Source organism: Micromonospora salmantinae (assembly GCF_022230905.1).
GTDB classification, from domain to species: Bacteria; Actinomycetota; Actinomycetes; order Mycobacteriales; family Micromonosporaceae; genus Micromonospora; species Micromonospora salmantinae.
Genome location: NZ_JAKKFG010000012.1, coordinates 131175 through 150948 on the forward strand (window position 1 = coordinate 131175; position 19774 = coordinate 150948).

Annotated in this window: 20 protein-coding genes; 12 read left to right on the forward strand and 8 right to left on the reverse strand. The window is 72.6% G+C overall.

Translation table 11 applies throughout. The features are described from left to right. Positions 1-25: 25 nt before the first annotated feature. From PSH03_RS11150 to PSH03_RS11160, 3 genes are read right to left on the reverse strand one after another with little or no spacing between them, the layout of a single operon-like run. Positions 26-613, reverse strand: a complete 588-nt coding sequence (locus tag PSH03_RS11150) for a CGNR zinc finger domain-containing protein (protein WP_210782524.1) — start codon at positions 611-613, stop codon at positions 26-28. Positions 614-631: 18 nt separating this feature from the next. Then, entirely contained in the window at positions 632-1798 is a 1167-nt protein-coding gene (locus PSH03_RS11155; RefSeq protein ID WP_210782526.1) for a glutathionylspermidine synthase family protein, read from the reverse strand. Between the two features lies 1 nt (position 1799). Beyond that, on the reverse strand, positions 1800-2072 hold the full coding sequence (locus PSH03_RS11160) for a hypothetical protein (protein WP_225855034.1): 273 nt from the start codon (positions 2070-2072) through the stop codon (positions 1800-1802). 106 nt (positions 2073-2178) lie between these two features. Here PSH03_RS11160 and PSH03_RS11165 point away from each other — a divergent pair, with 106 nt between their 5' ends. The 9 genes from PSH03_RS11165 (at position 2179) to PSH03_RS11205 (ending at position 11327) form a co-directional block, all read left to right on the forward strand. Further along, positions 2179-3099, forward strand: coding sequence for a proline dehydrogenase family protein (locus PSH03_RS11165; protein ID WP_210782531.1), 921 nt, complete (start codon positions 2179-2181; stop codon positions 3097-3099). 193 nt (positions 3100-3292) lie between these two features. Beyond that, positions 3293-4582: a hypothetical protein gene (locus PSH03_RS11170; protein ID WP_210782532.1), complete on the forward strand. Its 1290-nt coding sequence runs from the start codon at positions 3293-3295 to the stop codon at positions 4580-4582. 79 nt (positions 4583-4661) lie between these two features. Further along, a complete protein-coding gene (locus PSH03_RS11175; protein WP_210782573.1) occupies positions 4662-6008 on the forward strand; it encodes an efflux RND transporter periplasmic adaptor subunit in 1347 nt (448 codons plus the stop codon). Continuing rightward, on the forward strand, positions 6005-7000 hold the full coding sequence (locus tag PSH03_RS11180) for an ABC transporter ATP-binding protein (RefSeq protein WP_441005697.1): 996 nt from the start codon (positions 6005-6007) through the stop codon (positions 6998-7000). Before PSH03_RS11175 ends, PSH03_RS11180 begins: the two co-directional genes overlap by 4 nt. Continuing rightward, positions 6997-8181: an ABC transporter permease gene (locus PSH03_RS11185; RefSeq protein ID WP_091402733.1), complete on the forward strand. Its 1185-nt coding sequence runs from the start codon at positions 6997-6999 to the stop codon at positions 8179-8181. The genes PSH03_RS11180 and PSH03_RS11185 overlap by 4 nt, the downstream gene beginning before the upstream one ends. A gap of 212 nt (positions 8182-8393) precedes the next feature. Beyond that, positions 8394-8603 carry a helix-turn-helix domain-containing protein gene (locus tag PSH03_RS11190; RefSeq protein WP_007465625.1) on the forward strand — a complete coding sequence of 70 codons (210 nt, stop codon included), beginning with the start codon at positions 8394-8396 and terminating at the stop codon, positions 8601-8603. Between the two features lie 270 nt (positions 8604-8873). After that, positions 8874-8975 carry a 30S ribosomal protein bS22 gene (locus tag PSH03_RS11195; protein ID WP_007465623.1) on the forward strand — a complete coding sequence of 34 codons (102 nt, stop codon included), beginning with the start codon at positions 8874-8876 and terminating at the stop codon, positions 8973-8975. A 122-nt stretch (positions 8976-9097) separates the two neighbouring features. Further along, the gene (locus PSH03_RS11200; protein ID WP_210782533.1) at positions 9098-10174 is read left to right on the forward strand and encodes an NAD-dependent epimerase/dehydratase family protein; all 1077 of its coding nucleotides are present in this window, start codon (positions 9098-9100) and stop codon (positions 10172-10174) included. 292 nt (positions 10175-10466) lie between these two features. Next, on the forward strand, positions 10467-11327 hold the full coding sequence (locus PSH03_RS11205) for a lysophospholipid acyltransferase family protein (RefSeq protein WP_210782575.1): 861 nt from the start codon (positions 10467-10469) through the stop codon (positions 11325-11327). 47 nt (positions 11328-11374) lie between these two features. Here PSH03_RS11205 and PSH03_RS11210 read toward each other — a convergent pair whose 3' ends face one another. The 3 genes from PSH03_RS11210 to PSH03_RS11220 all read right to left on the reverse strand — a co-directional run bounded on the left by PSH03_RS11210 (position 11375) and on the right by PSH03_RS11220 (position 14486). Then, a complete protein-coding gene (locus PSH03_RS11210) occupies positions 11375-12244 on the reverse strand; it encodes an HAD family hydrolase (RefSeq protein ID WP_238689068.1) in 870 nt (289 codons plus the stop codon). Positions 12245-12370: 126 nt separating this feature from the next. Then, positions 12371-13240, reverse strand: a complete 870-nt coding sequence (locus tag PSH03_RS11215) for a DUF5667 domain-containing protein (RefSeq protein WP_210782537.1) — start codon at positions 13238-13240, stop codon at positions 12371-12373. 289 nt (positions 13241-13529) lie between these two features. Further along, on the reverse strand, positions 13530-14486 hold the full coding sequence (locus PSH03_RS11220; protein WP_210782539.1) for an ECF subfamily RNA polymerase sigma factor, BldN family: 957 nt from the start codon (positions 14484-14486) through the stop codon (positions 13530-13532). 528 nt (positions 14487-15014) lie between these two features. On the opposite strand from PSH03_RS11220, the gene PSH03_RS11225 reads away from it, so the two are divergent. Genes PSH03_RS11225 through PSH03_RS11235 form a run of 3 tightly spaced genes read left to right on the forward strand, consistent with a single transcriptional unit; the run spans position 15015 to position 17606 of the window. Further along, complete coding sequence (locus PSH03_RS11225; RefSeq protein WP_238689070.1) at positions 15015-16679, forward strand: AMP-binding protein; 1665 nt, start codon at positions 15015-15017, stop codon at positions 16677-16679. Next, a complete protein-coding gene (locus PSH03_RS11230; RefSeq protein ID WP_030490173.1) occupies positions 16669-16923 on the forward strand; it encodes a glutaredoxin family protein in 255 nt (84 codons plus the stop codon). The genes PSH03_RS11225 and PSH03_RS11230 overlap by 11 nt, the downstream gene beginning before the upstream one ends. 20 nt (positions 16924-16943) lie before the next feature. After that, positions 16944-17606, forward strand: coding sequence for an HAD family hydrolase (locus PSH03_RS11235; RefSeq protein WP_238689072.1), 663 nt, complete (start codon positions 16944-16946; stop codon positions 17604-17606). Here PSH03_RS11235 and PSH03_RS11240 read toward each other — a convergent pair. Together PSH03_RS11240 and PSH03_RS11245 are read right to left on the reverse strand one after the other, a co-directional pair. Further along, positions 17587-18240, reverse strand: a complete 654-nt coding sequence (locus tag PSH03_RS11240; RefSeq protein ID WP_030329744.1) for a response regulator transcription factor — start codon at positions 18238-18240, stop codon at positions 17587-17589. The genes PSH03_RS11235 and PSH03_RS11240 overlap by 20 nt on opposite strands. Before the next feature lie 117 nt (positions 18241-18357). Continuing rightward, a complete protein-coding gene (locus PSH03_RS11245) occupies positions 18358-19662 on the reverse strand; it encodes a sensor histidine kinase (protein WP_210782545.1) in 1305 nt (434 codons plus the stop codon). Positions 19663-19774: the final 112 nt, after the last annotated feature.

The window sequence follows — 19774 nt, forward strand, 5'->3', positions numbered from 1 at the left end:
CGCCCGGGACCGGGCGGTGGCGGTGTCAGCTGACCGGTGAGAGGGAATCGGCGGCGGACGTCGGCTGCGGGGCGACAGTCACCTGCTCGCCGACCGCCGCCCGCTTACGGGCCCGGTGCGCGGCGACGTGCGAGCGGGTGGCGCAGCGCTCCGAGCAGAACCGCCGGCAGCAGTTGGACGACGTGTCCAGGTAGACGTTGCCGCACCGCTCGTCGGCGCAGACCCCGAACCGGGCGCTGCCGTACTCGCAGAGCCAGACCGACAGCCCCCAGACCGCGCCGGCCAGGTATTCGGCACTGACCGAGGCTCCTCGACTGGTTACGTGCATGTGCCAGTCGCTGGAGTCGTGCCCGGAGATGCGCGGCTGCACCGGGAACGCCTCGAGCAGCGCGTTCAGCTCGGTGACCGCCTGGCCGTCCCGCCCCGAGGTGCCGTACTCGAAGACGTCGCGTAAGCGTTTCTGCGCCCGGCGGAAAATCGCCACGTCCCGGTCCGCGACCTCGTCGCGCATCCAGGCGTTCTCGTCGGGGAAGAGGGCCCGCAGGTCGTCGAGGTCGTCCAGGCGGGCGTTGACCAGGTCAACGCCGGTCCGGGCGTACGCGTCGAAGTTCACGCCCCAACGGTAGACGACTCAGCGGGTGCGCGGCGCGTCGATGTAGTGCGGCAGGAACCGCGCGTAGCCGTCGGTGATCAGACTCGCGCTCTCCCGCACACCCACGCCGGCCGATTCGCCGTCGACGATCCAGCTGCCCAGCACCATCCGGTTGCCGGCGAACTGCGGCAACGCCCGGAACTCCTGGTAGCACCAGCCCTCGTCGCCGTAGATCCCCGGGTTGGTGATCTCCTCGTCGGCGGTGACGATGCGTACCGATCCGCCCTCGCGGCCGAGTAGTGGCTTGGCGACGTACTCCGGCATGCCGCGCGGCGAGTCGAGGTACGCCGGGAGCAGGTACTCGTGGCCGGGGTACAGCTCCCAGAGGACCGCGAGCAGCGCCTTGTTGGAGAGCAGCAGTTTCCAGGCCGGCTCGATCCAGGTGGTCGGGGTGCCCGGGGCCAGGGCCGCCGGCCCGTACGGCTCGGCCAGCATCCACTCCCACGGGTAGAGCTTGAAGCAGGTGGTCACCGGGTTGTCGTCGGCGTCGACGAAGCGCCGGCCGTCCCAGCCGATCTCCTGGATGGGTTGGAGCTCGACGCTCAGGCCGGCCTGCCGGGCGGTCTCGGCGAGGTAGCCGGCGGTCATGTGGTCCTCGCCGGACTCCTCCTCGTTCGACCAGAGCACGTGCACCCGGGGGTCGTGCAGCCCGGCCCCGATCTTGGCCCAGGCGCCGACCAGCCGCTCGTGCAGGCTGTTCCACTGGTCCAGCTCCGGCCGGGTCTGCTCCAGCCAGTACCACTGGATGATGCTCGCCTCGACAAGCGCGGTGGGGGTGTCCGCGTTGTACTCCAACATCTTCGGGGGCCAGGTGCCGTCGTACGCGAGGTCGAAGCGCCCGTACAGGGTCGGTGGCGCCTCCCGCAGCGACCGGGCCACCGCGTCGGCCGCCCACTGCGGGATGCCGAACTCGGCGTACCGGCGCTGCGCCACCACGTGCTCGGCGGCGGCCACCGACATCCGGTGGAGCTCCTCGGTGGCCTCCTCCAGCCGCAGCACCTCGTCCAGGTCGAACGCGTACGCGGCGGTCTCGTCCCAGTACGACATGACCCCGCCGTCGGGCAGCTCGGTGTCGACGTAGACCAGCCCCTGCGACCGGATGGTGGCGTCCCAGTCGGGGCGAGGCGCGACCGTCTCGCGGCGCACGTCAGCCGCCGCAGGCGGCGAGGTGGGTGCCGAATCCGCCGCGTTCGGGCAGGGCGGCGGTGGTCGGCTCCGGGGCGGTGCGACCGGCGGCCGGGTCGGTGACCCGCATCGCCAGCGCGACGGTGTCGCCGCCGCCGACCGGCCCGAGGGCGCAGTCGTCGTCATCGTCGTCGTCCGAGGTCATGTTGCAGCCGGAAAGGGCGAGCGCGAGAGCGGTGAGCGCGCCGAGCTGCACGGAGGCCGAGCGGAGTCGGCGGCGGGGGCGTTGGTCCACGGCATCGTTGTAGCCGATCGACGCCACCGCCGCCGCCCCGCCCCCATGTCGAGGTGGCCCGGCCGCCCCTCGGCGGGGCCCCTGGCAGGGGCGTTACGCTCGGCTCATGCTCCGTTCCGTCATCCTCGCCGCCTCCCGGTCATCCCAGGTCGAGCGGCTCGTCGCGACTGCCCCGTACACCCGGGACGTCGTCCGCCGGTTCGTCGCCGGCGCCGCCACCGACGACGCGTTGCGCGCGACCCGCGGGCTCGTCGACGACGGCCTCGCGGTCACCCTCGACCACCTCGGTGAGGACACCGTCCGCCCCGAGCAGGCCACCGCCACCCGGGACGAATACCTGAAACTGCTGAAGATGCTCGGCGACGCGGGGCTCACCCCGGCCGCCGAGGTGAGCGTGAAGCTCTCCGCCCTCGGCCAGATGTTCGACGAGCAGTTGGCGTACGACAACGCGCGGGCGATCTGCGCGGCGGCCGACGCGGCGGGCACCACTGTCACCCTGGACATGGAGGACCACACCACCACCGACTCGACGTTGGAGGTGCTGAGCCGGCTGCGCAAGGACTTCCCGTCGACCGGCGCGGTGCTCCAGGCGTACCTGCGGCGGACCGAGTCGGACTGCCGGGAACTCTCCTCGGCCGGGTCGCGGGTGCGGCTGTGCAAGGGCGCCTACAAGGAGCCGGAGTCGGTGGCGTACCAGTCGGCCCGTGAGGTGGACAAGTCGTACGTGCGCTGCATGAACATCCTGATGTCCGGCGACGGTTACCCGATGCTGGCCACCCACGACCCGCGGATGATCGCCATCGGTGAGGACCGGGCCCGGTGGTTCGACAGGGGTCCCGAGCGTTTCGAGTTCCAGATGCTCTACGGCATCCGCCCCGAGGAGCAGGCCCGGTTGGTCGGCGAGGGCTACACGGTGCGCACCTACGTCCCGTACGGCGACGAGTGGTACGGCTACCTGATGCGCCGGCTCGCCGAGCGCCCCGCCAACCTGGTCTTCTTCGGCCGTGCCCTGATCTCCAAGAAGTAGTTCCTCCGGTTCGGCCGACGGGCCGGCGGCGACCCTCGGGTCACCGCCGGCCCGTTTCGCGTATCCGGCTCGTGAACGTTGGCTAAGCGAATTAGCTGTAAAGCTATGACAACTAGCCAGGTGCGCGAGCGGCCGGGCCGATCGGCCCGGGGCGGCCTCGCCGCATCCAGGTAGTGGTCGTACCCTTCGGCGGGTGACTGACGAGGTGCAGCAGCCAGCACCACGGCGGCTCTGGCCGCTGTGGACGGTGCTCGTGGTTGTCGTCCTGCTGCTGGGCTGCGGCCTGCCGGCGGCGCTCGTCGTCGGAGTGATCCGGGAGACAGGCTCGCGCCCCACCGTCAGCCGGGTCGGTGCCTCGGCGGCCGACGACCCTGCCACCGCCGTGGCCCGGGGGCTTTCCGACCGGATCACCGCCCAGCTCCACCGGCAGTCGGCGGCGCTCCTGGTTGGCGACCGCGCCGGTTTCCTCGCCGTCGCCGATCCCGCCGCCCACGACGACCTGCGCCGACGCTTCGCCGCGCTACGCGAGCTCAAGGTGACCGGCTGGCGGGCCGAGCCGAGTGGCCTGCCCGTGCCGATCATCGGCAAGCCCGGCGAGTGGCGGCTGCTGGTGCGCTTCCAGTACTGCTTCGTCACGCCGAACTGCCGGCCCAGCCCGGTGCTGATCGGCACCCGGTGGCGGGAGAACGGCGACCAGCCCCGGATGGTCGCCATGGAGGAATCCAAGTCGGTGCAGACCGGCACCCGACCGTGGGAGATCAGCGACCTGGCGGTCGCCATCGGCGCCCGGACCATCGTCGCCACCACCCCGGCGCTGCGCGGCAAGCTGCCCGGCCTGCTCGCGCAGGCCGAGGCGGCGGCAAGGGTCGCCGACGGGTACGCGGTGACCGGCTCACCGCCGGACCGATACCGGATCTTCTACGCCGGGCGCACCGAGTGGCAGCGCTGGTACGGCGGGGAACGCCCAGAATGGACCGGCGGTTACGCGGTCACAGTGGGCGGCGGCCACCACGAGGTGGTGCTCAACGCCGAAGGGCTCTCCAACAGCGGCACCGACGACCTGCTGCGGCACGAGTTGACCCACGCGGCGTCGTTGCCCGAGCGCGGCTACCCGGGCAAGCTCACCTGGTGGTTGGTCGAGGGCCTGGCCGAGTTCGCCGGTGCCGGCGGCCAGGCGGTCGACCGGTACGAGGGGATCGCCGACGTGCGCAAGATGGTCCGGGGCGGCTGGGACGGCAAGTTGGAGGGCGTCAACCCCGCTGACGACGCGTCCGCCGAACGGGTAGCCGCCAGCTACGGCATCGGTTACCTGGCCGTTCGGCACCTCGTCGACAGGTACGGGCCGCTGCGGCTGCTCACCTTCTTCAAGACAGTGGTGCACGACGGCAGGACCATCGACGCGGCCTCCGAGAAGGCGTTCGGTGAGCAGTGGTCGACGCTGCACGACGAGTGCGTGGCGTACGTCCGCGCCACCGCCGCCTGACGCAGCTCGGAGACGGTGCGGCGGTGCGCCGTACCATCGATGGGTGCGCCGTTCCCAGTCGTCACGGCCCGCCAGCACCATGCGGCCCCGCCTGCTCATCGCCCTGACCGCCGTCGTCGTCCTCACCGCCACCACCGCCGCCTCCTGCGGCGACGAAGGCCCCGATCTCGCGCTGGCGTCGGCCGCCCGCAACCCGGTCACCGAGGTGATCGACGCACCCGCCACGGTGACCGCCCGTGCCGCCGCCACCCTCACCGCTCCGGCCGACGGCACCCTGTCCAGCCTGCGCGTCCAACCTGGACAACGGGTCAGGCGCGGTCAGGTGCTGGCGGTGGTCGACTCGCCGAGCGCGCAACAGCGCCTCCGTCAGGCCAAGGAGGCGCTGGCCGCTGCGAAGCGTGCCGGCCGGGGCGTGGGAGCGGGCAGCCTGACCAGCAGCCGGCGTGGCACCGACAAGGCCGCCGACGAGGCCTTCGACGCGGCCCGCAAGGCCGCCGAGAAGATCGCCGACCCGCAACTGCGCGACGCGCTGCTCACCCAGGTGACGTCCGCGCAACGCCAGTACGCGGCCGCCGCGCGCAGCGCCGACCAGGCGGTCCGCGCTGTGCAGCGGGGGATCAACGGGTTGAGTTCCGCCGTCGGCGCGCTCTCCGCGGCGCAACGGCTCCAGGCCCAGCAGGCGTACGACCTGGCGAAGGCGACAGTCGACGCGCTGACCCTGCGCGCCCCGATCGCCGGGGTGGTGCAGCCCGGCGGCACCCGGGCCGGCGGTGGCGCGAATGCCGGTCTGGCCGGGCTGTTGGAGCAGGCCGGTGGCGCGGGCCTCGACCCGTCCGTGCTGGCCCCCACTCAGGGTGGGCCGCCCGCCGGGGTGGACGACGCCGTCGTCGTCGGTGGGCTGGTCACCGCCGGCACGCCGGTGCTGACCGTGGTGGACACCGGGCAGCTCGGGCTGCTCGCCGAGGTGGACGAGACCGACGTGCTGCTGGTCAAGGCCGGCGTGCCGGCCACCGTCGAGTTGGACGCCGTCACCGGCGCCAGCTACGACGCCACCGTCCGCTCGGTCGACGTGCTGCCCACCAGTTCCGCGCAGGGCGGGGTCACCTACCGGGTCCGCCTCGCGCTGGGCGCCGGGAAGCTGGCCGAGGACGAGCCGGCCCCGACGCCCCGCCCCGGAATGAACGCGATCGTGCACCTGCGGGTACGTGAGGCCGTGGACGCGGTGACCGTCCCCGCGTCGGCGGTGTTCTCCGCCGACGGCCGCGACGCGGTCTGGGTGGTCCGTGACGGCAAGGCGGGCCGAGCGTCGGTGACCGTGGGCGTCCAGGGGTCCGACCTCGTGCAGATCCTCAACGGCGTGCAGCCCGGCGACCGGATCGTGGTGCGCGGCGCCGACCAGGTCCGCGACGGCCAGGAAGTCCGGTGACCGAACCAGCCGTCGCAGATCCGCCGGCAGGGGAGCGTGTCCCGGCCATCGAGGCGGTGGACGTGTCCCGGACGTACCAGCTCGACGGGGTGTCGGTGGAGGCGCTGCGCGGGGTGTCGCTCACCGTGCAGTCGGGGGACTACGTGGCCCTGGTCGGCCCGTCCGGCTCGGGCAAGTCCACCCTCATGCACCTCCTCGGCGGGCTGGACCGGCCCACCGGTGGCCGCCTGGTGATCGGCGGGCGGGACGTCAACGCCCTGGCGCCGCCGGAGATGGCGACCCTGCGCAACGAGACGATCGGCTTCGTCTTCCAGGCGTTCCACCTGCTGCCGCGTACCTCGGCGGTGGAGAACGTGGCGTTGCCCCTGGTCTACCGGGGGGTGTCGGCCCGGCAGCGGCGGGAGCGGGCGGCGGCGATGCTGGGCCGGGTCGGCCTCGGGCACCGACTGGACCACCGGCCCAACCAGATGTCCGGCGGTGAGCAGCAGCGGGTGGCGATCGCTCGCGCGCTGGTCACCGAGCCGACGGTGCTGCTGGCCGACGAGCCCACCGGCAACCTGGACAGCGTCACCGGCGCCGCGGTGCTGGAGCTGTTGGAGCAGTTGAACGCGGAGTCCGGGGTGGCGCTGGTGATGGTCACCCACGACCAGGAGGTGGCGGCCCGCGCCCACCGCCGGATCACCATGCGCGACGGGGTGGTCGTGGCGGACAGCGCCGACCCGCGCTCTGCTCATGATCGACCGCCGTCCGTTGATCACGGTCGACCTGCGACACTGGTCCCCGCTCCCAGCGCGGAGCCCCGGTCCGCGTCCGGAAGCGGTCCGGGGCACCCGTCCGGTGGCTCCGGTGGCGCCGCCGGAGCCACCGGGCGCCTTCCGCGCGAGGTCGAGCGGCCCGAGGCCCACTCACGCGACGCCGCCGGGGGCGATGCCGTTGCGCGCGAGGGCGCTGCGGGCGCGCGCCAAGCCGACCGACCCGGGGGTACGGCGTGAGGGTCGCCGAGGCATGGCGGGTGGCGCTGGACGCCCTGCGGGCCAACCGGCTGCGTAGCGCGCTGACCATGCTCGGGGTGATCATCGGGGTGGCCTCGGTGGTGCTGCTGGTGGCCATCGGCACCGGCACCAAACAGAAGGTCGAGCAACAGGTCGAGGGCCTCGGCTCCAACCTGCTGCTGGTCGTCCCCGGCCGGATCGAGGTGGGCAACGCGCCGGTCGTCTCGCCGCTGACCCTCAAGGACGTGGACGCCGTCACCCGGGTGGTCGGCGACCCCGATCGGGTGGCGGTCACCGTCGCCTCCGGGGCGACAGCGCGGGCCGGCGCCCGTTCCGACTTCACCACGGTGCAGGGCGTCCTGGAGACGACCCCGGCGGTGTTCACCCGCTCGCTGGCGCGGGGACGGTACCTCACCGGCACCGACGTGGACACCAGCCGACGGGTGGCGGTGCTCGGTGACTCGGTCGCCCGTGCGCTCTTCCCCGACCGGGACCCGCTCGGCCAGCAGGTGGCGCTGGCCGGGGTGCGGTTCCGGGTGATCGGGGTCTTCGCGCCCCTCGGGCAGAGCCTCGGCGTCGACCGGGACGACGAGGTGCACGTGCCGGTGACCGCAGCGCAACGACTCTGGGGCACCCAGCGGGTCGACGGCATCGCGGTGAAGGCGCCGGACCGGGAGCGGATCGACGAGCTGGGCGAACGGATCGTCGCCGAGCTGAACCGCCGTCACCCGGACACCGAGTTCAGCGCCGTCACCCAGCAGCAGATCCTCGGCGTGCTCGGCGACATCCTCGGTGTCCTCACCGGCGTGCTGGCGGCCATCGCCGGCATTTCGCTGCTCGTCGGCGGAGTCGGCGTCTCCAACATCATGTTGGTCAGCGTCCGGGAGCGGACCCGGGAGATCGGGCTGCGCAAGGCCGTCGGGGCACGTCCCCGCGACATCGGCGTGCAGTTCCTGCTGGAGGCGGTGCTGCTCACCACGATCGGCGGGCTCACCGGGATGGCGCTGGGCGTGGGAACCGCCCTGCTGGTCGACGCGCTGTCGCCAATTCCGGCGGCGATCACCTGGTGGTCGTTGGCGCTCGCCTTCGGGGTGTCGGCGGTCGTGGGCATCGTCTTCGGTGTGGTTCCCGCGCAGCGCGCCGGCCGTCTCGACCCGGTGGTCGCGCTGCGCACCGAATGAGCAGCGCCGGAACAACCGGACGACCGGCGCGCACGGGCGGATACCGGGAGCGCGGACCGGGTGAACCGGCCACCGAAACATGATCAGTTGCAGGAAGGGATCGCGCCGGTCACAACCGCCCCGCTACCGTACTGGTAACACGCGCGTCGCCGGCCCGGCCCGGAGCATCCGTCGGGTTGGCACGCGCCGGGCATGGGATGGGTCGGTGAGCCATGGCCGGGTCACAGTCCGACGGACGGCTGTCGGAGGTCAAGTTCCTGACCGTCGCGGAGGTGGCGACGGTCATGCGGGTGTCAAAGATGACTGTCTATCGCCTGGTGCACAGCGGTGAGCTCACCGCCGTCCGGGTCGGCCGGTCATTCCGGGTGCCCGAGCATGCGGTGCACGAATATCTGCGGGGTGCCTTTCAGGAGACCGCCTGAGCCACCGCCCCGCCCTCCGATCGCCGGCTGACCGGCATCGGTGGGCGTAAGGAGTGAGCTCGCGGGCCCCGCGGTCGCGAACCGGAGGCGGTCGCGACGGGGGCGCGTTGGTCCGGCTGACGCCCTCCGGCTACCCTGGAGCCCGACCGAGACCCCACCGGTGCGCCCCGCCGCCCAGACTGGTCCGGTCCGTTGTCCGCAAGCGGTCGCCGTCGCCACCTGCGTGGTGTCATCCGGTCCGCCCCGCACGTTGTATCGAAAGGCTGTCGTATGGGCTCGGTGGTCAAGAAGCGCCGTAAGCGCATGGCTAAGAAGAAGCACCGCAAGCTGCTGCGCAAGACCCGCGTCCAGCGTCGCCGTCTCGGCAAGTGATCGCCGCCGGGCTGTCGGCCCGGCGTTCGGCGTCACTTGCCAAACTGTCGACCTCCGGAGGCTCAGGTGATCAGGCCGTGGTCGTCCCGGCTCGGTCCATCCTGCCGGCGTAGGTGCGTCAGATGACCCCCGGTGGCACCTCAGGTGCTCCGGGGGTCGTCGTCGTCACCGGAGTGGGCCGTTACCTGGGCGCCCACGTGGCGGCCCGACTGGCCGCCGACCCGCGCATCGAACGGGTCATCGGCGTCGACGCACCGGACTCCGGCACCGAGTTCACCGACCTGCTGGACCGGGTCGAACGCATCCGCGTCGACAGCGGTTCCCTCGGTGGCCTCCTCGCCGACCTGGACGTCGACGCGGTCGTGCACCTCGCGCTGGTCACCTCACCCGACCCGCAGCACGGCGGCCGGTCCGCGATGAAGGACCAGAACGTCATCGGCAGCATGCAGATGCTCGCCGCCTGCCAGCGGGCACCCCGACTGCGCAAGCTCGTGGTCCGCTCGTCGACAGCCGCGTACGGGGTGTCGTTCCGGGATCCGGCGGTCTTCACCGAGGAAACCGAACCCCGCGAGGTGCCGCGCGGCGGTTTCGGCCGCGACATCCTCGACCTCGAGGGGTACGTGCGCGGCTTCCGCCGCCGCCGGTCCGACGTCACCGCCACGGTGCTGCGCTTCGCCCCGTTCATCGGTTCGACCGCCGACACCACGTTGACCCGCTACTTCTCGCAGCCGTTCGTGCCGACCGTCTTCGGCCGTGATCCCCGCCTGCAGTTTCTGCACTTCGACGACGCGTTGGAGGTGCTGCACCGGTCGATCGTGGAGGACCATCCCGGCACGTACAACGTCGCCGGCCCCGGGGTGCTGTCGCTGTCCCAGGCGATCCGGCGCGCCGGACGGGTCGCCGTCCCGGTGCTGGAGCCGGGTCTTTCCGGGGCCGCCGCGCTGGCCCGCACCATGGGCTTCGGCCGCTACGGCCTGGACCAGGTCGACCTCTTCGTGCACGGCCGGGTGGTCGACACCAGCCGGCTCGAGCAGGAGTACGGCTTCACACCCCGGTCGACCGCCGAGGCGTTCGAGGACTTCATCCGCGCCCATCATGGTGGGGTGGTGGTCACCCGGGATCAGCTGGCCGCCGCCGAGCAACTCGTCCTGGACGGCATCCGGCAGGTCCGCTCAGCGGTCCGGGAGCGGTCATCGTGAGCGCGAGGAGCGAGCCGGTCTTGCGAGCCCCGCAGTCGCGAACCGAGGCGGCATCATGAGTGGGCCGGAGGAGGGGCGCGACCCGCAGTCGGTCGGGCGTTTCGACGTACCGCAGCAGGTGCCCGCGCCGGACGCGGAACCGGCGCGGCGCAACGGACATCGACCGGCCGCGCAGGCCGCGCCGACCCCGACCGCACCGCCCGCCTCCAGCGCACCGCCGACCCCGACCCCGACCCCGGCTCGGACGCCGGCCGACGAGGTCGACGCCGCGTTGCCCGGCGGCACCGAGCCGGTGGTGTCGGACCGGCCCGGGGACCACTGGGACCGCAAGGTCGCGAACGGGTTGGCGTTCCTGCGCCGGCGGCTCTCCGGTGACTACGAGGTCGACGAGTTCGGTTTCGACGCGGAGTTGACCGACGCGGTCTTCCACCCACTGCTGCGGCTGCTCTACCGGGACTGGTTCCGCACCGAGGTCAGTGGGGTGCAGCACGTCCCCGTGGACGGGCCCGCCCTGGTGGTCGGCAACCACTCCGGGACGGTGGCACTGGACGCCCTGATCCTCTCGGCGGCGCTGCACGACAAGCATCCCGCCCATCGCTACCTGCGGCTGCTCGGCGCCGACCTGGTCTTCCGGATGCCGGTGGTCTCCGAGTTGGCCCGCAAGACCGGCGGCACTGTGGCCTGCAACCCGGACGCCGAGCGGCTGCTCGGCGGCGGCGATCTGGTCGGTGTGTTCCCCGAGGGCTTCAAGGGCATCGGCAAGCTCTACGCCGACCGTTACAAACTGCAACGCTTCGGGCGGGGCGGGTTCGTCTCGGCGGCGCTGCGCACCGGCACCCCGATCGTGCCCGTCGCCATCGTCGGCGGCGAGGAGATCTACCCGATGCTCGCCGACATCAAGCCCCTGGCGCGGCTGCTGAAGCTGCCCTACTTCCCGGTCACGCCGACGTTCCCGCTGCTCGGCCCGCTGGGCATGGTGCCGCTGCCCAGCAAGTGGCTGATCGAGTTCTGCCCGCCGATCCCCACTGCACACCTGACCGACTCGGCGGACGACCCGCTGGTGGTCTTCAACCTCGCCGACCAGGTGCGGGAGACCATCCAGCAGACCCTGCACACGCTGCTGGAGCGACGGCCCGACCCGTTCGGCCCTTAGGGGCCTCAGCCGACCTGACGCTTTGGCACCCGCCCTGGGCGGGCGTCTCAGCCGGTGCGGCGGCGGCGCTGTAGGGCCAGTCCGGCGGTGACCGCGCCCGCGACCAGCCCGGCGGCCGCGGTCGACGGTACGGCGATCTTGACCGCTCGGCGGCCGGTGCGGAAGTCCCGCACCTCCCAGCCGTGCTGGCGGGCCTGCCGCAGCAGGGCGCCGTCCGGGTTGACGGCCACTGCCCGGCCCACCGCGCAGAGCAGCGGCAGGTCGTTCGCCGAGTCGCTGTAGGCCGCGCAGCGGGACAGGTCGAGCCCTTCCACGGCGGCGAGCTGGGTGACCGCCTCGGCCTTGGCCGGCCCGTGCATCAGGTCACCCACCAACCGCCCGGTGTACGCCCCGTCCAGCACCTCGGCCACAGTGCCGATGGCACCGGTCAGGCCGAGCCGGGCGGCGATCACCCGGCCGATCTCGACGGGGGCGGCGCTGACCAGCCAGACCCGCTGACCGGCGTCCAGGTGACGCTGAGCGAGCTGGTGGGTGCCGGCCCAGATCCGGGGGGCCATCATCTCGTCGAAGATCTCCTCGGCGAGGTGTTCGACGTCGTTGACCCGCCAGCCCTGGACGAAGGCCAGCGCCGCCTCCTTGGCCACTGACATGTCACCGGCGTGCTCCCGGGCCAGCAGCCGGAAGCGGAGTTGCTGCCAGGCGAATCGGGCCAGGTCGGCGGTGGTCACGTAGTTTCGGGAGGCGAGACCACGGGCGAACCAGTAGATCGACGCGCCCTGCATCATCGTGTTGTCCACGTCGAAGAACGCCGCGCCGGTCGGGTCGGGTGCGCTCACCGGGGCCAGGTCGGTCTCCGCCCAGGCTGCGGTGTGCCCCTCGGCGTCGGTGCTGACCGTCACCTTACGGCTACGCGCCACGCGAATCCCTTCCTCACCGGTACGACGGATGCTCCCCCGCGAGGGTATCCGCCGTAGACGGGCGACCGGCCGGGCACACAGCGAACTGTGGCGCGGCCGGTCGGACGTGCGGTATGGGGACGCGGGTCAGCGGGCCCCGGGGCAGGTGCCCGGGTTCGGCCCGAGGGCGTCGCTGGCGGTCGGTGCCGGCAGGCCGCAGGCGATCGCCGCGCGCAGGTCGTCCGAGCGTTCCCGGATGCCGTCCAGCAACACCAGCGACCGCTGGGTCCGTTCCCGGTCGACCCGGGTGCTCCCGTCGAGCAGACCGCGTACGGCCCGGCGCTGGCTCGACACGAAGGTGTTGAGAGTGTCCAGGCTGCCCGGCTCGGCCCGCTGCACAGCGGCCGAGGTCAGCAGGCGGACTCCCTGCCGGCTGTCGGCGTCCATGTCGTCGAGGACCGCGCTGTAGCCGATCCGGTCGCCGCGCAGCTTGGCGGCTTCGCCGACTCTGGTCCGGGCGAAGTCCAGGAAGAGTTGGCCCCTGCTGATGTCGGAGCTGGCCAGGGCGAGCTGTGCCCGTTCGGTGGAGCGCTTCATGCCGTACAGCGCGTCACCGGGCACCGCGTTCTCGCTGGCGGCGGAGATCCCGGAGACGGCGATGGCCCCGGCGGCGATGCCGACCAGGATCGCGCCCCGGGCTCGGGCCCGCCGTGCGGTGACGGCCGGCAGTAGCCGCCCGCGGGTGTTCGTGGCGGCCGGTTCGCTGACCGCCGCTGGTGTGCTGCCCAGCCCTTCCCGCTCGGCGGTTGCGAGCAGCATCGCCCGCAGGCCGGTACGGAAGTCCTGGTCCACCTCGACAGCCGGGGGGTCGACGCTGAGCCGCTGACCCACTGCGACGAGCGGCGCCAGTTGGCCGTCCACCCGGGATCGCACGTGGTGTCGTCGAGCGCCGTTGGCCTCGTCGAGAAGCTGCGCGAAGCGCTCCGCGCGCCGGCGGGAGAAGAGGGTGTTGTCCACCGCAGGCACCTCCTCTCGCTGGTCACGGCCGGTCGGCCGCCGTCGTTGCCAGCGACCGGGCGGCAGTGTGACACCACGGAGGTGAGGTGCCGCCGGCATGCCGGTCGGACCTCGGTGACCCGGGCCTGCCGGGACATCCACCGGTCGCACCCGGAGAAACGCGGCGGACGGGGCACGGGTTACGGGCCTGGCGGAGCGGAAATTACAGAAAGTGATGGGCATCACCGGGCGGGACCGACTCTGAGCTGCGCGGACGTTGATCGACGCCCGTCGGTCCCGCCGTAACAAACTACGGCTGGAAGCCGTCGGGCAGCAGCCGGGCCAGGGCGCGGACGGCGCGGTACTGGAGGGCCTTGATGGCTCCCTCGTTCTTGCCCATCGCGCGGGCCGTCTCGGCGACCGAGAAGCCCTGGAGGAAGCGGAGCACGATGCATTCCTGCTGCTCCGGGTTGAGCTGCTTCACGGCGGTGAGGAGCGCGACGTTGGTGATGTGCTCCACCACCGCCGCCTCCGGGCTCCCCTCCGGGCCCCGGTCCTCCCGGTCGGCGTCGAGGACGTCGCCGGTGGTGACCTCGAGCCGGTACCGGCCCGACTTGAAGTGGTCCGCGACGAGGTTGCGGGCGATGGTCACCAGCCAGGCGCCGAGGTCGCGGCCCTGCCAGGTGAAGCTGCCGATCCGCTTGAGCGCGCGCAGGAAGGTGTCCGAGGTGAGATCCTCGGCGAGTTGCCGGTTGCCGACCCGGAAGTAGACGAACCGGAACACGGTGTCCACGTAGCGGTCGTAGATCAGACCGAACGCCTCGGACTCGCCGGCCTGGGCCCGCTCGATCAGCGTCCAGACCTCGGTTGCCGGGTCGGACGGGTCCGGGCGGCTCGGGAAACCGGTCGGGGTGGTCGCGGTGGTGGCCGGCACCGCCGGGATCACCGCTGTCTCACCCGCCGCCGGGTCGGTGGTGACCGCCGGTGTGTCGGCTACCCGACGACCCTGCACAGGCATTGTGGGTCGAGACGGTACGGCGACCCGGCCGCCGGCCGGCTTCGCGTTGCCACCGGGCACCGCGGGTCGCGGCGGTGGCTCGTTGTGGTGTGGCCGGCTGCGGATCCGCTGCGCCGCGCCGTCACCCCGCACGACGCCGCCGTGCTGTTCGTCCGATGGGGCACGGGCCGCTGGCCGCTCGTTCACGTGGGAGCGGGCGGGTTGACCGGTCAGGCCGACCGGGCGTTCCGCGTAACCGAAGGTGGTCACCGTGTTGCCCCCGTCCCGTCGGTCGCCGGGCGGGCCGGTCTAGGTCTCGTCGGGGCGGACCGACCGGTTGACCGGTCGGGCAGGACGGTCACGGGAGTTGCCGACGGGCGGCAATTCCCCTGGAGGTGCTGGTCCAATGCGCTCACAGGCACGGGGGCCTCCTCGGGCTGAGGGGTGTCGACTCACGGCAAATGGGGTGAGCCGACCCGAGTGATGATAGGGCCAACGTCACCCGCGCGTGGCAAGTCCGTTACACAAGGCGGAAGTATTTCCCGCTCCGTCGCACCGGTGGCGGACCGGTTGTCCGTCGTGTGCGATTGACTTTCCGCCGGTCGGGTGTTCCAGGATGGATCCCCAGGTCGGAGGCTTACCACCATTCGGCCGACCCGCCGCGCCGGGCGGCCGGACGGGGGCGGCCGAACTGCCCGTGGTCAGCGTCGCACGTCCCATCGACAGGACCTGATCGGATCGCCGGTGGCACACCGGACAGTCCCGTACATGGGACTGTCGCGGTGTCGCCCTCCGGGCGTGGGCCCCACCATCGGGCGTGGCCCGTCGCTGTCCGCTGTGCCAGACTCGATCACCGTGCAGGACGCCTCGGAAAGCCCCGCGCCGAACCTCGCCGACCGGGTCCGCCGGGCGGCTCTCGACCGCGCCGACCGGCCCGCGCTGCACTGGCGTGAGCACACAGTGAGCTGGTCCGAACTGGACGCCGCGGTGGACGCCGCCGCGCGCGGCCTGTCCGCCGCAGCGCCACCCACCGACCCCGGCGGTACGCCGCCACGCGTCGCCATCGCGCTGCCCAACACGCCGGACTTCGTGATCGCCTGGCTCGGCGCCCTCCGCGCCGGGCTGGTCACCGTGCCGGTCAACCCCGGCCTCACCGCCCCGGAGCTACGGCACGTGCTGGCCGACTCCGGCGCGTCGGTGCTCATCGCCACCGACCACGTTCGAGCGCTGGTCGCCGACGTGGCCGCCGAACTGCCCGCACTCGCCTCGGTGTACGGCACGCCACCGACCGCCGAGGCGCCCGGACCGGCACCCCGCCCTCGACGCGGCGGCGCCGACCTGGCTGTACTGCTCTACACCTCCGGCACCGAGGGGCGACCCAAGGGGGCGATGCTCTCGCACCAGGCGCTGCTCGCCAACCACGAACAGGTCGCGGAGATCGAACCGCCGGTGGTCGGGCCGACCGACACTGTTCTCCTGGCGTTGCCGCTGTTCCACGCGTACGGGCTCAACTCGGGGCTCGGCGCGGTCGTGCACCACGGCGCGGCCGGTGTGCTGCTCGACGAGCCCGGCCCGACGGCGGGGCTGGACGAGGTCGAGCGGCACCGGGTCAGCGTGCTGGTCGGCGTACCGTCGATGTTCCTGACCTGGGCCGGCGCGGCCACGGCCCGCGCGGCGACCGCGGCGGTGCGGGTAGCGGTCTGCGGCGCGGCACCGCTCGAACCCGCTGTCGCGGCGCGCTTCGCGGAGGTCACCGGGCATCAGGTGCACATCGGGTACGGCCTCACCGAGACCGCGCCGGTGCTCACCTCCACCCTGGTCGGCGGCGTGGCCAAGCCGGGTTCGATCGGCCGGCCGCTGCCCGGGGTGCGGCTACGCCTGGTCGGCGCCGACGGGACGGACCTGTGGCGCGACGGGCTGACCGTCCCCGACGACGACCCGGACGAGCTGGACATCTCCGACGTGGCGCCGGGCACCGACCCGGGGCAGATCGTGGTGTCCGGCCCCAACCTCTTCACCGGCTACTGGCCCGACGGTCGGGGCGGCCCGGCCGCCGAGGGTTGGTGGGGCACCGGTGACATCGCGTACGCCGACGAGGACGGGGACCTCTTCCTGGTCGACCGGCTCGGCGAGTTGATCCTGGTCAACGGGTTCAACGTCTATCCGCACGAGGTCGAGCTGGTGCTCGCCGGGCACCCCGGGGTGGTCGAGTCGGCGGTACTGGGTGTGCCGCACCCGCGGACCGGCGAGACTGTGCGGGCGTACGTGGTGCCGGTGCAGGGCCGACCGGTGACCAGCGAGGAGTTGCTCGCCCACTGCGCGCGGAACCTGGCCCGGTTCAAGTGCCCGACCGCTGTCGAGTTCGTCGACGCCCTGCCGCACTCGGCGATCGGCAAGGTACGCAAGACCCAACTCCGGTCGGCGACGCCGACCGACCGCACGGAGGTAACCGATGGCCAGTGACGCCCGACTCGCCCTGATCACCCGACCCGGCTGCCACCTGTGCGACGACGCCAAGGCGGCGCTCGACCGGGTGGTCGCGGTCACCGGCGACAAGTGGGTTGAGTGGGACGTCACCGGCGACGAGGGGTTGGAGCGGGAGTACGGGGACCGGCTGCCGGTGGTGATGCTCGACGGCAAGGAGCACGGCTACTGGCGGGTCGAGGAGGACCGGCTGCTGCGGGACCTGACCACGCCGCAGCTCTGACGGGTGCCTATGGTGCTCTGATGACCTCTGCGCCCCCGCACCTCGTCTGGGACTGGAACGGCACCCTGCTCAACGACCTCAGCCTGGTGGTGTCCGCCACCAACGTCGTGTTCGCGAGCTTCGGTGGGCCGACGGTCACCCCCGAAGAGCACCGGGTGCGATTCCGCAGGCCGATCGCCGAGTACTACGCCGAGGTGCTCGGGCAGGCCGTGGACGACGACGAGTTCGGCCGACTGGACAAGATCTTCCACGACGCGTACCGCACCGGGTTGACCACCTGTGAGCTGGCTGCCGACGCGCGCGACGCGATGGCGGCCTGGCCGGGCAGCCAGAGCCTGCTCTCCATGTGGTTCCACGAGGAGCTGGTCCCGACAGTGCACACGTACGGGTTGACCGGTCACTTCACCCGCGTCGACGGGCTGCGGGCCACTGTCGGCGGCGGCCACAAGGCCGAGTCGCTCCAGCAGCACCTGGTCGAACTGGGCGTGGACGGCGCCTCGGTGGTGCTGATCGGCGACTCCATCGACGACGCGGACGCGGCGCTCGCGGTGGGTGGCCGTGCCGTGCTCTACACCGGCGGGTTCACCGACCCGGCCCGGCTGCGCGCCTCCGGTCACCCGGTGGCCGACACCCTCACCGACGCGGTTGCCCTGGCCCGGGAGGTCAGTTCCGCAGATAGGTGAGGACGGCCAGCACCCGCCGGTGCTGTTCGGTGTCCGGCGGGAGGGTGAGCTTGGTGAAGATGTTGCGCACGTGCTTCTCCACGGCGCCGTCGCTGACCACCAGGGCGCGCGCGATGGCGGTGTTCGAACGCCCCTCGGCCATCAGGGCGAGCACCTCGCGCTCGCGGGGGGTCAGCTCGCGCAGCGGGTCGTCCCGGCGCCGCCGGGCGAAGAGCTGACCGACCACCTCCGGGTCGAGCACCGTGCCGCCGCCCGCCACCCGCCGCAGCGCGTCCAGGAACTCGTCGATCGCGGCCACCCGGTCCTTGAGTAGGTAGCCGATCCCGCCGCCGGCGCCGCCGGTGGTGGCGAGCAGATCATCGGCGTACGACACCTCGACGTACTGGGAGAGCACCAGGATCGGCGTACGCGGCACCAGCCGGCGCGCCTCCACCGCAGCCCGCAGCCCCTCGTCGGTGTGCGACGGCGGCATCCGGACGTCGACGATCGACACGTCGGGCCGGTGCTCGACCACCGCCTCGACCAGGGCGTCACCGTCCCCGACGGCGGCCACCACCTGGTGCCCGCTCTCGGTCAGCAGCCGGACCAGCCCCTCCCGGAGCAGGACGGCGTCGTCGGCGATCACGATGCGCATGGCTGTGTTGTCTACCACGTCCGGCCCGTCGTGCGGGCTCGGCGCGGTGCCGGACCGGTCACAGCATCTCGTTTGTTCGCGACTGCGGGGCTCGCAAACCCGGCTCACTCCTCGCGCTCACAGGGGAAGCTCGGCGCGGACCTCGGTGGGGCCGCCGGTCGGGCTGACCACCACCAGTTCGCCACCGGCGGCCCGGACCCGGTCGGCGATGCCGGCGAGCCCGTGCCCCTTGGCCAGGTGCGCGCCGCCCTGCCCGTCGTCGCCGACCCGCACCTGCAGGCGGGTGTCCCGCCGGGCCACGGCCACGGTGGCCTCGGTGGCCCGGCTGTGCTTGGCGACGTTGGTCAACGCCTCGGACACCACGAAGTACGCGGTGTTCTCCACCGCCGGGTCGAGCCGTCCGGCCGGGGTGCCGAGCTGCGGGTCCACCTGGAGCTCGATCGGGATCAGCCCGCGGCCGGCGATAGCCGCGAGAGCGCTGGGCAGGCCCCTGTCGACCAGGATCGGCGGCGCGATGCCCCGGGACAGCGCCCGCAGCTCGGCCAGCGTGTCCCGGGTCTGGGTGACCGCCTCGTCGATGGTGCGGCCGGCGGCCTCCGGGTCCGAGGCGAGCTGCATCCGGGCCCGGCTGAGGTCCATCGCCAGCCGGACCAGGCGCTGCTGGGGGCCGTCGTGAATGTCACGTTCCAACCGGCGTAGCGCGGAGGCCTCGGCGGAGACGGCGGCCCGCTTCTGCTCCTCCAGCACTGTGATCCGGTCGCGCATCTCGGCAACCCCGGTCAGCATCGCCTTGGCGAAGCTGGCCTGGAGCAGCGCGCAGCCCCGCACCACGATCGGCAGGGTGATCAGGAAGAACACCCCGAGCGCGGTGTACAGGCCGATCCGGGCGGTGGTCGAGTCGCCCAGGCCGAGCAGCTGCGCCAGGTCCTGATCACCCTCGCCGTCGGCCCGGGGCAGGGCCCAGTCGTACGCCCAGTAGAGCGACCCGGCGATCGCCGCGGCCCACCAGGACAGTGTCACCACGAAGGTGCCCGCCGCCGCGATCAGCCGCAGGATGCCGTGCGCCAGGTCGAGCCAGGACTGGGCGTCCCGCATCGGTACGAAGATCCGCCGCCAGGCGTTCGCGCCGGCCTCGGGCAGCCGGTAGTGCGGCCGGATCCGGGGCTGGTGGAGCACAGCGGGCAGCCGCAGCCGCTCGACGTCGGCCAGGCCACGGGCGGTGTACAGGGTGCCGCTGAGGATCGGCAGGCCGATCACCGTGACCACCAGGCCGATGCCGACCGCGAGGCCGACGATGAGGACGACGAAGCTGGCCAGCCCCAGCGGCAGGCCGAGCAGGACGTACCCGGAGTCGACGAAGAGCTGGCGGGGGATGCTCGGTGCCAGCGTCGGTCGGTCGCTGGTGGCGGCAACGGCGGTCATGCTCAAAGGCTAGGCATCTGGGCTCGGTGTCCCCATCCCGAAACCCCGCCTCTCCTCCGTAGTGCTGCCCCTACCACCGCGAAGAGGGCCCGGGGCAGGGCCGGCGCGGGAT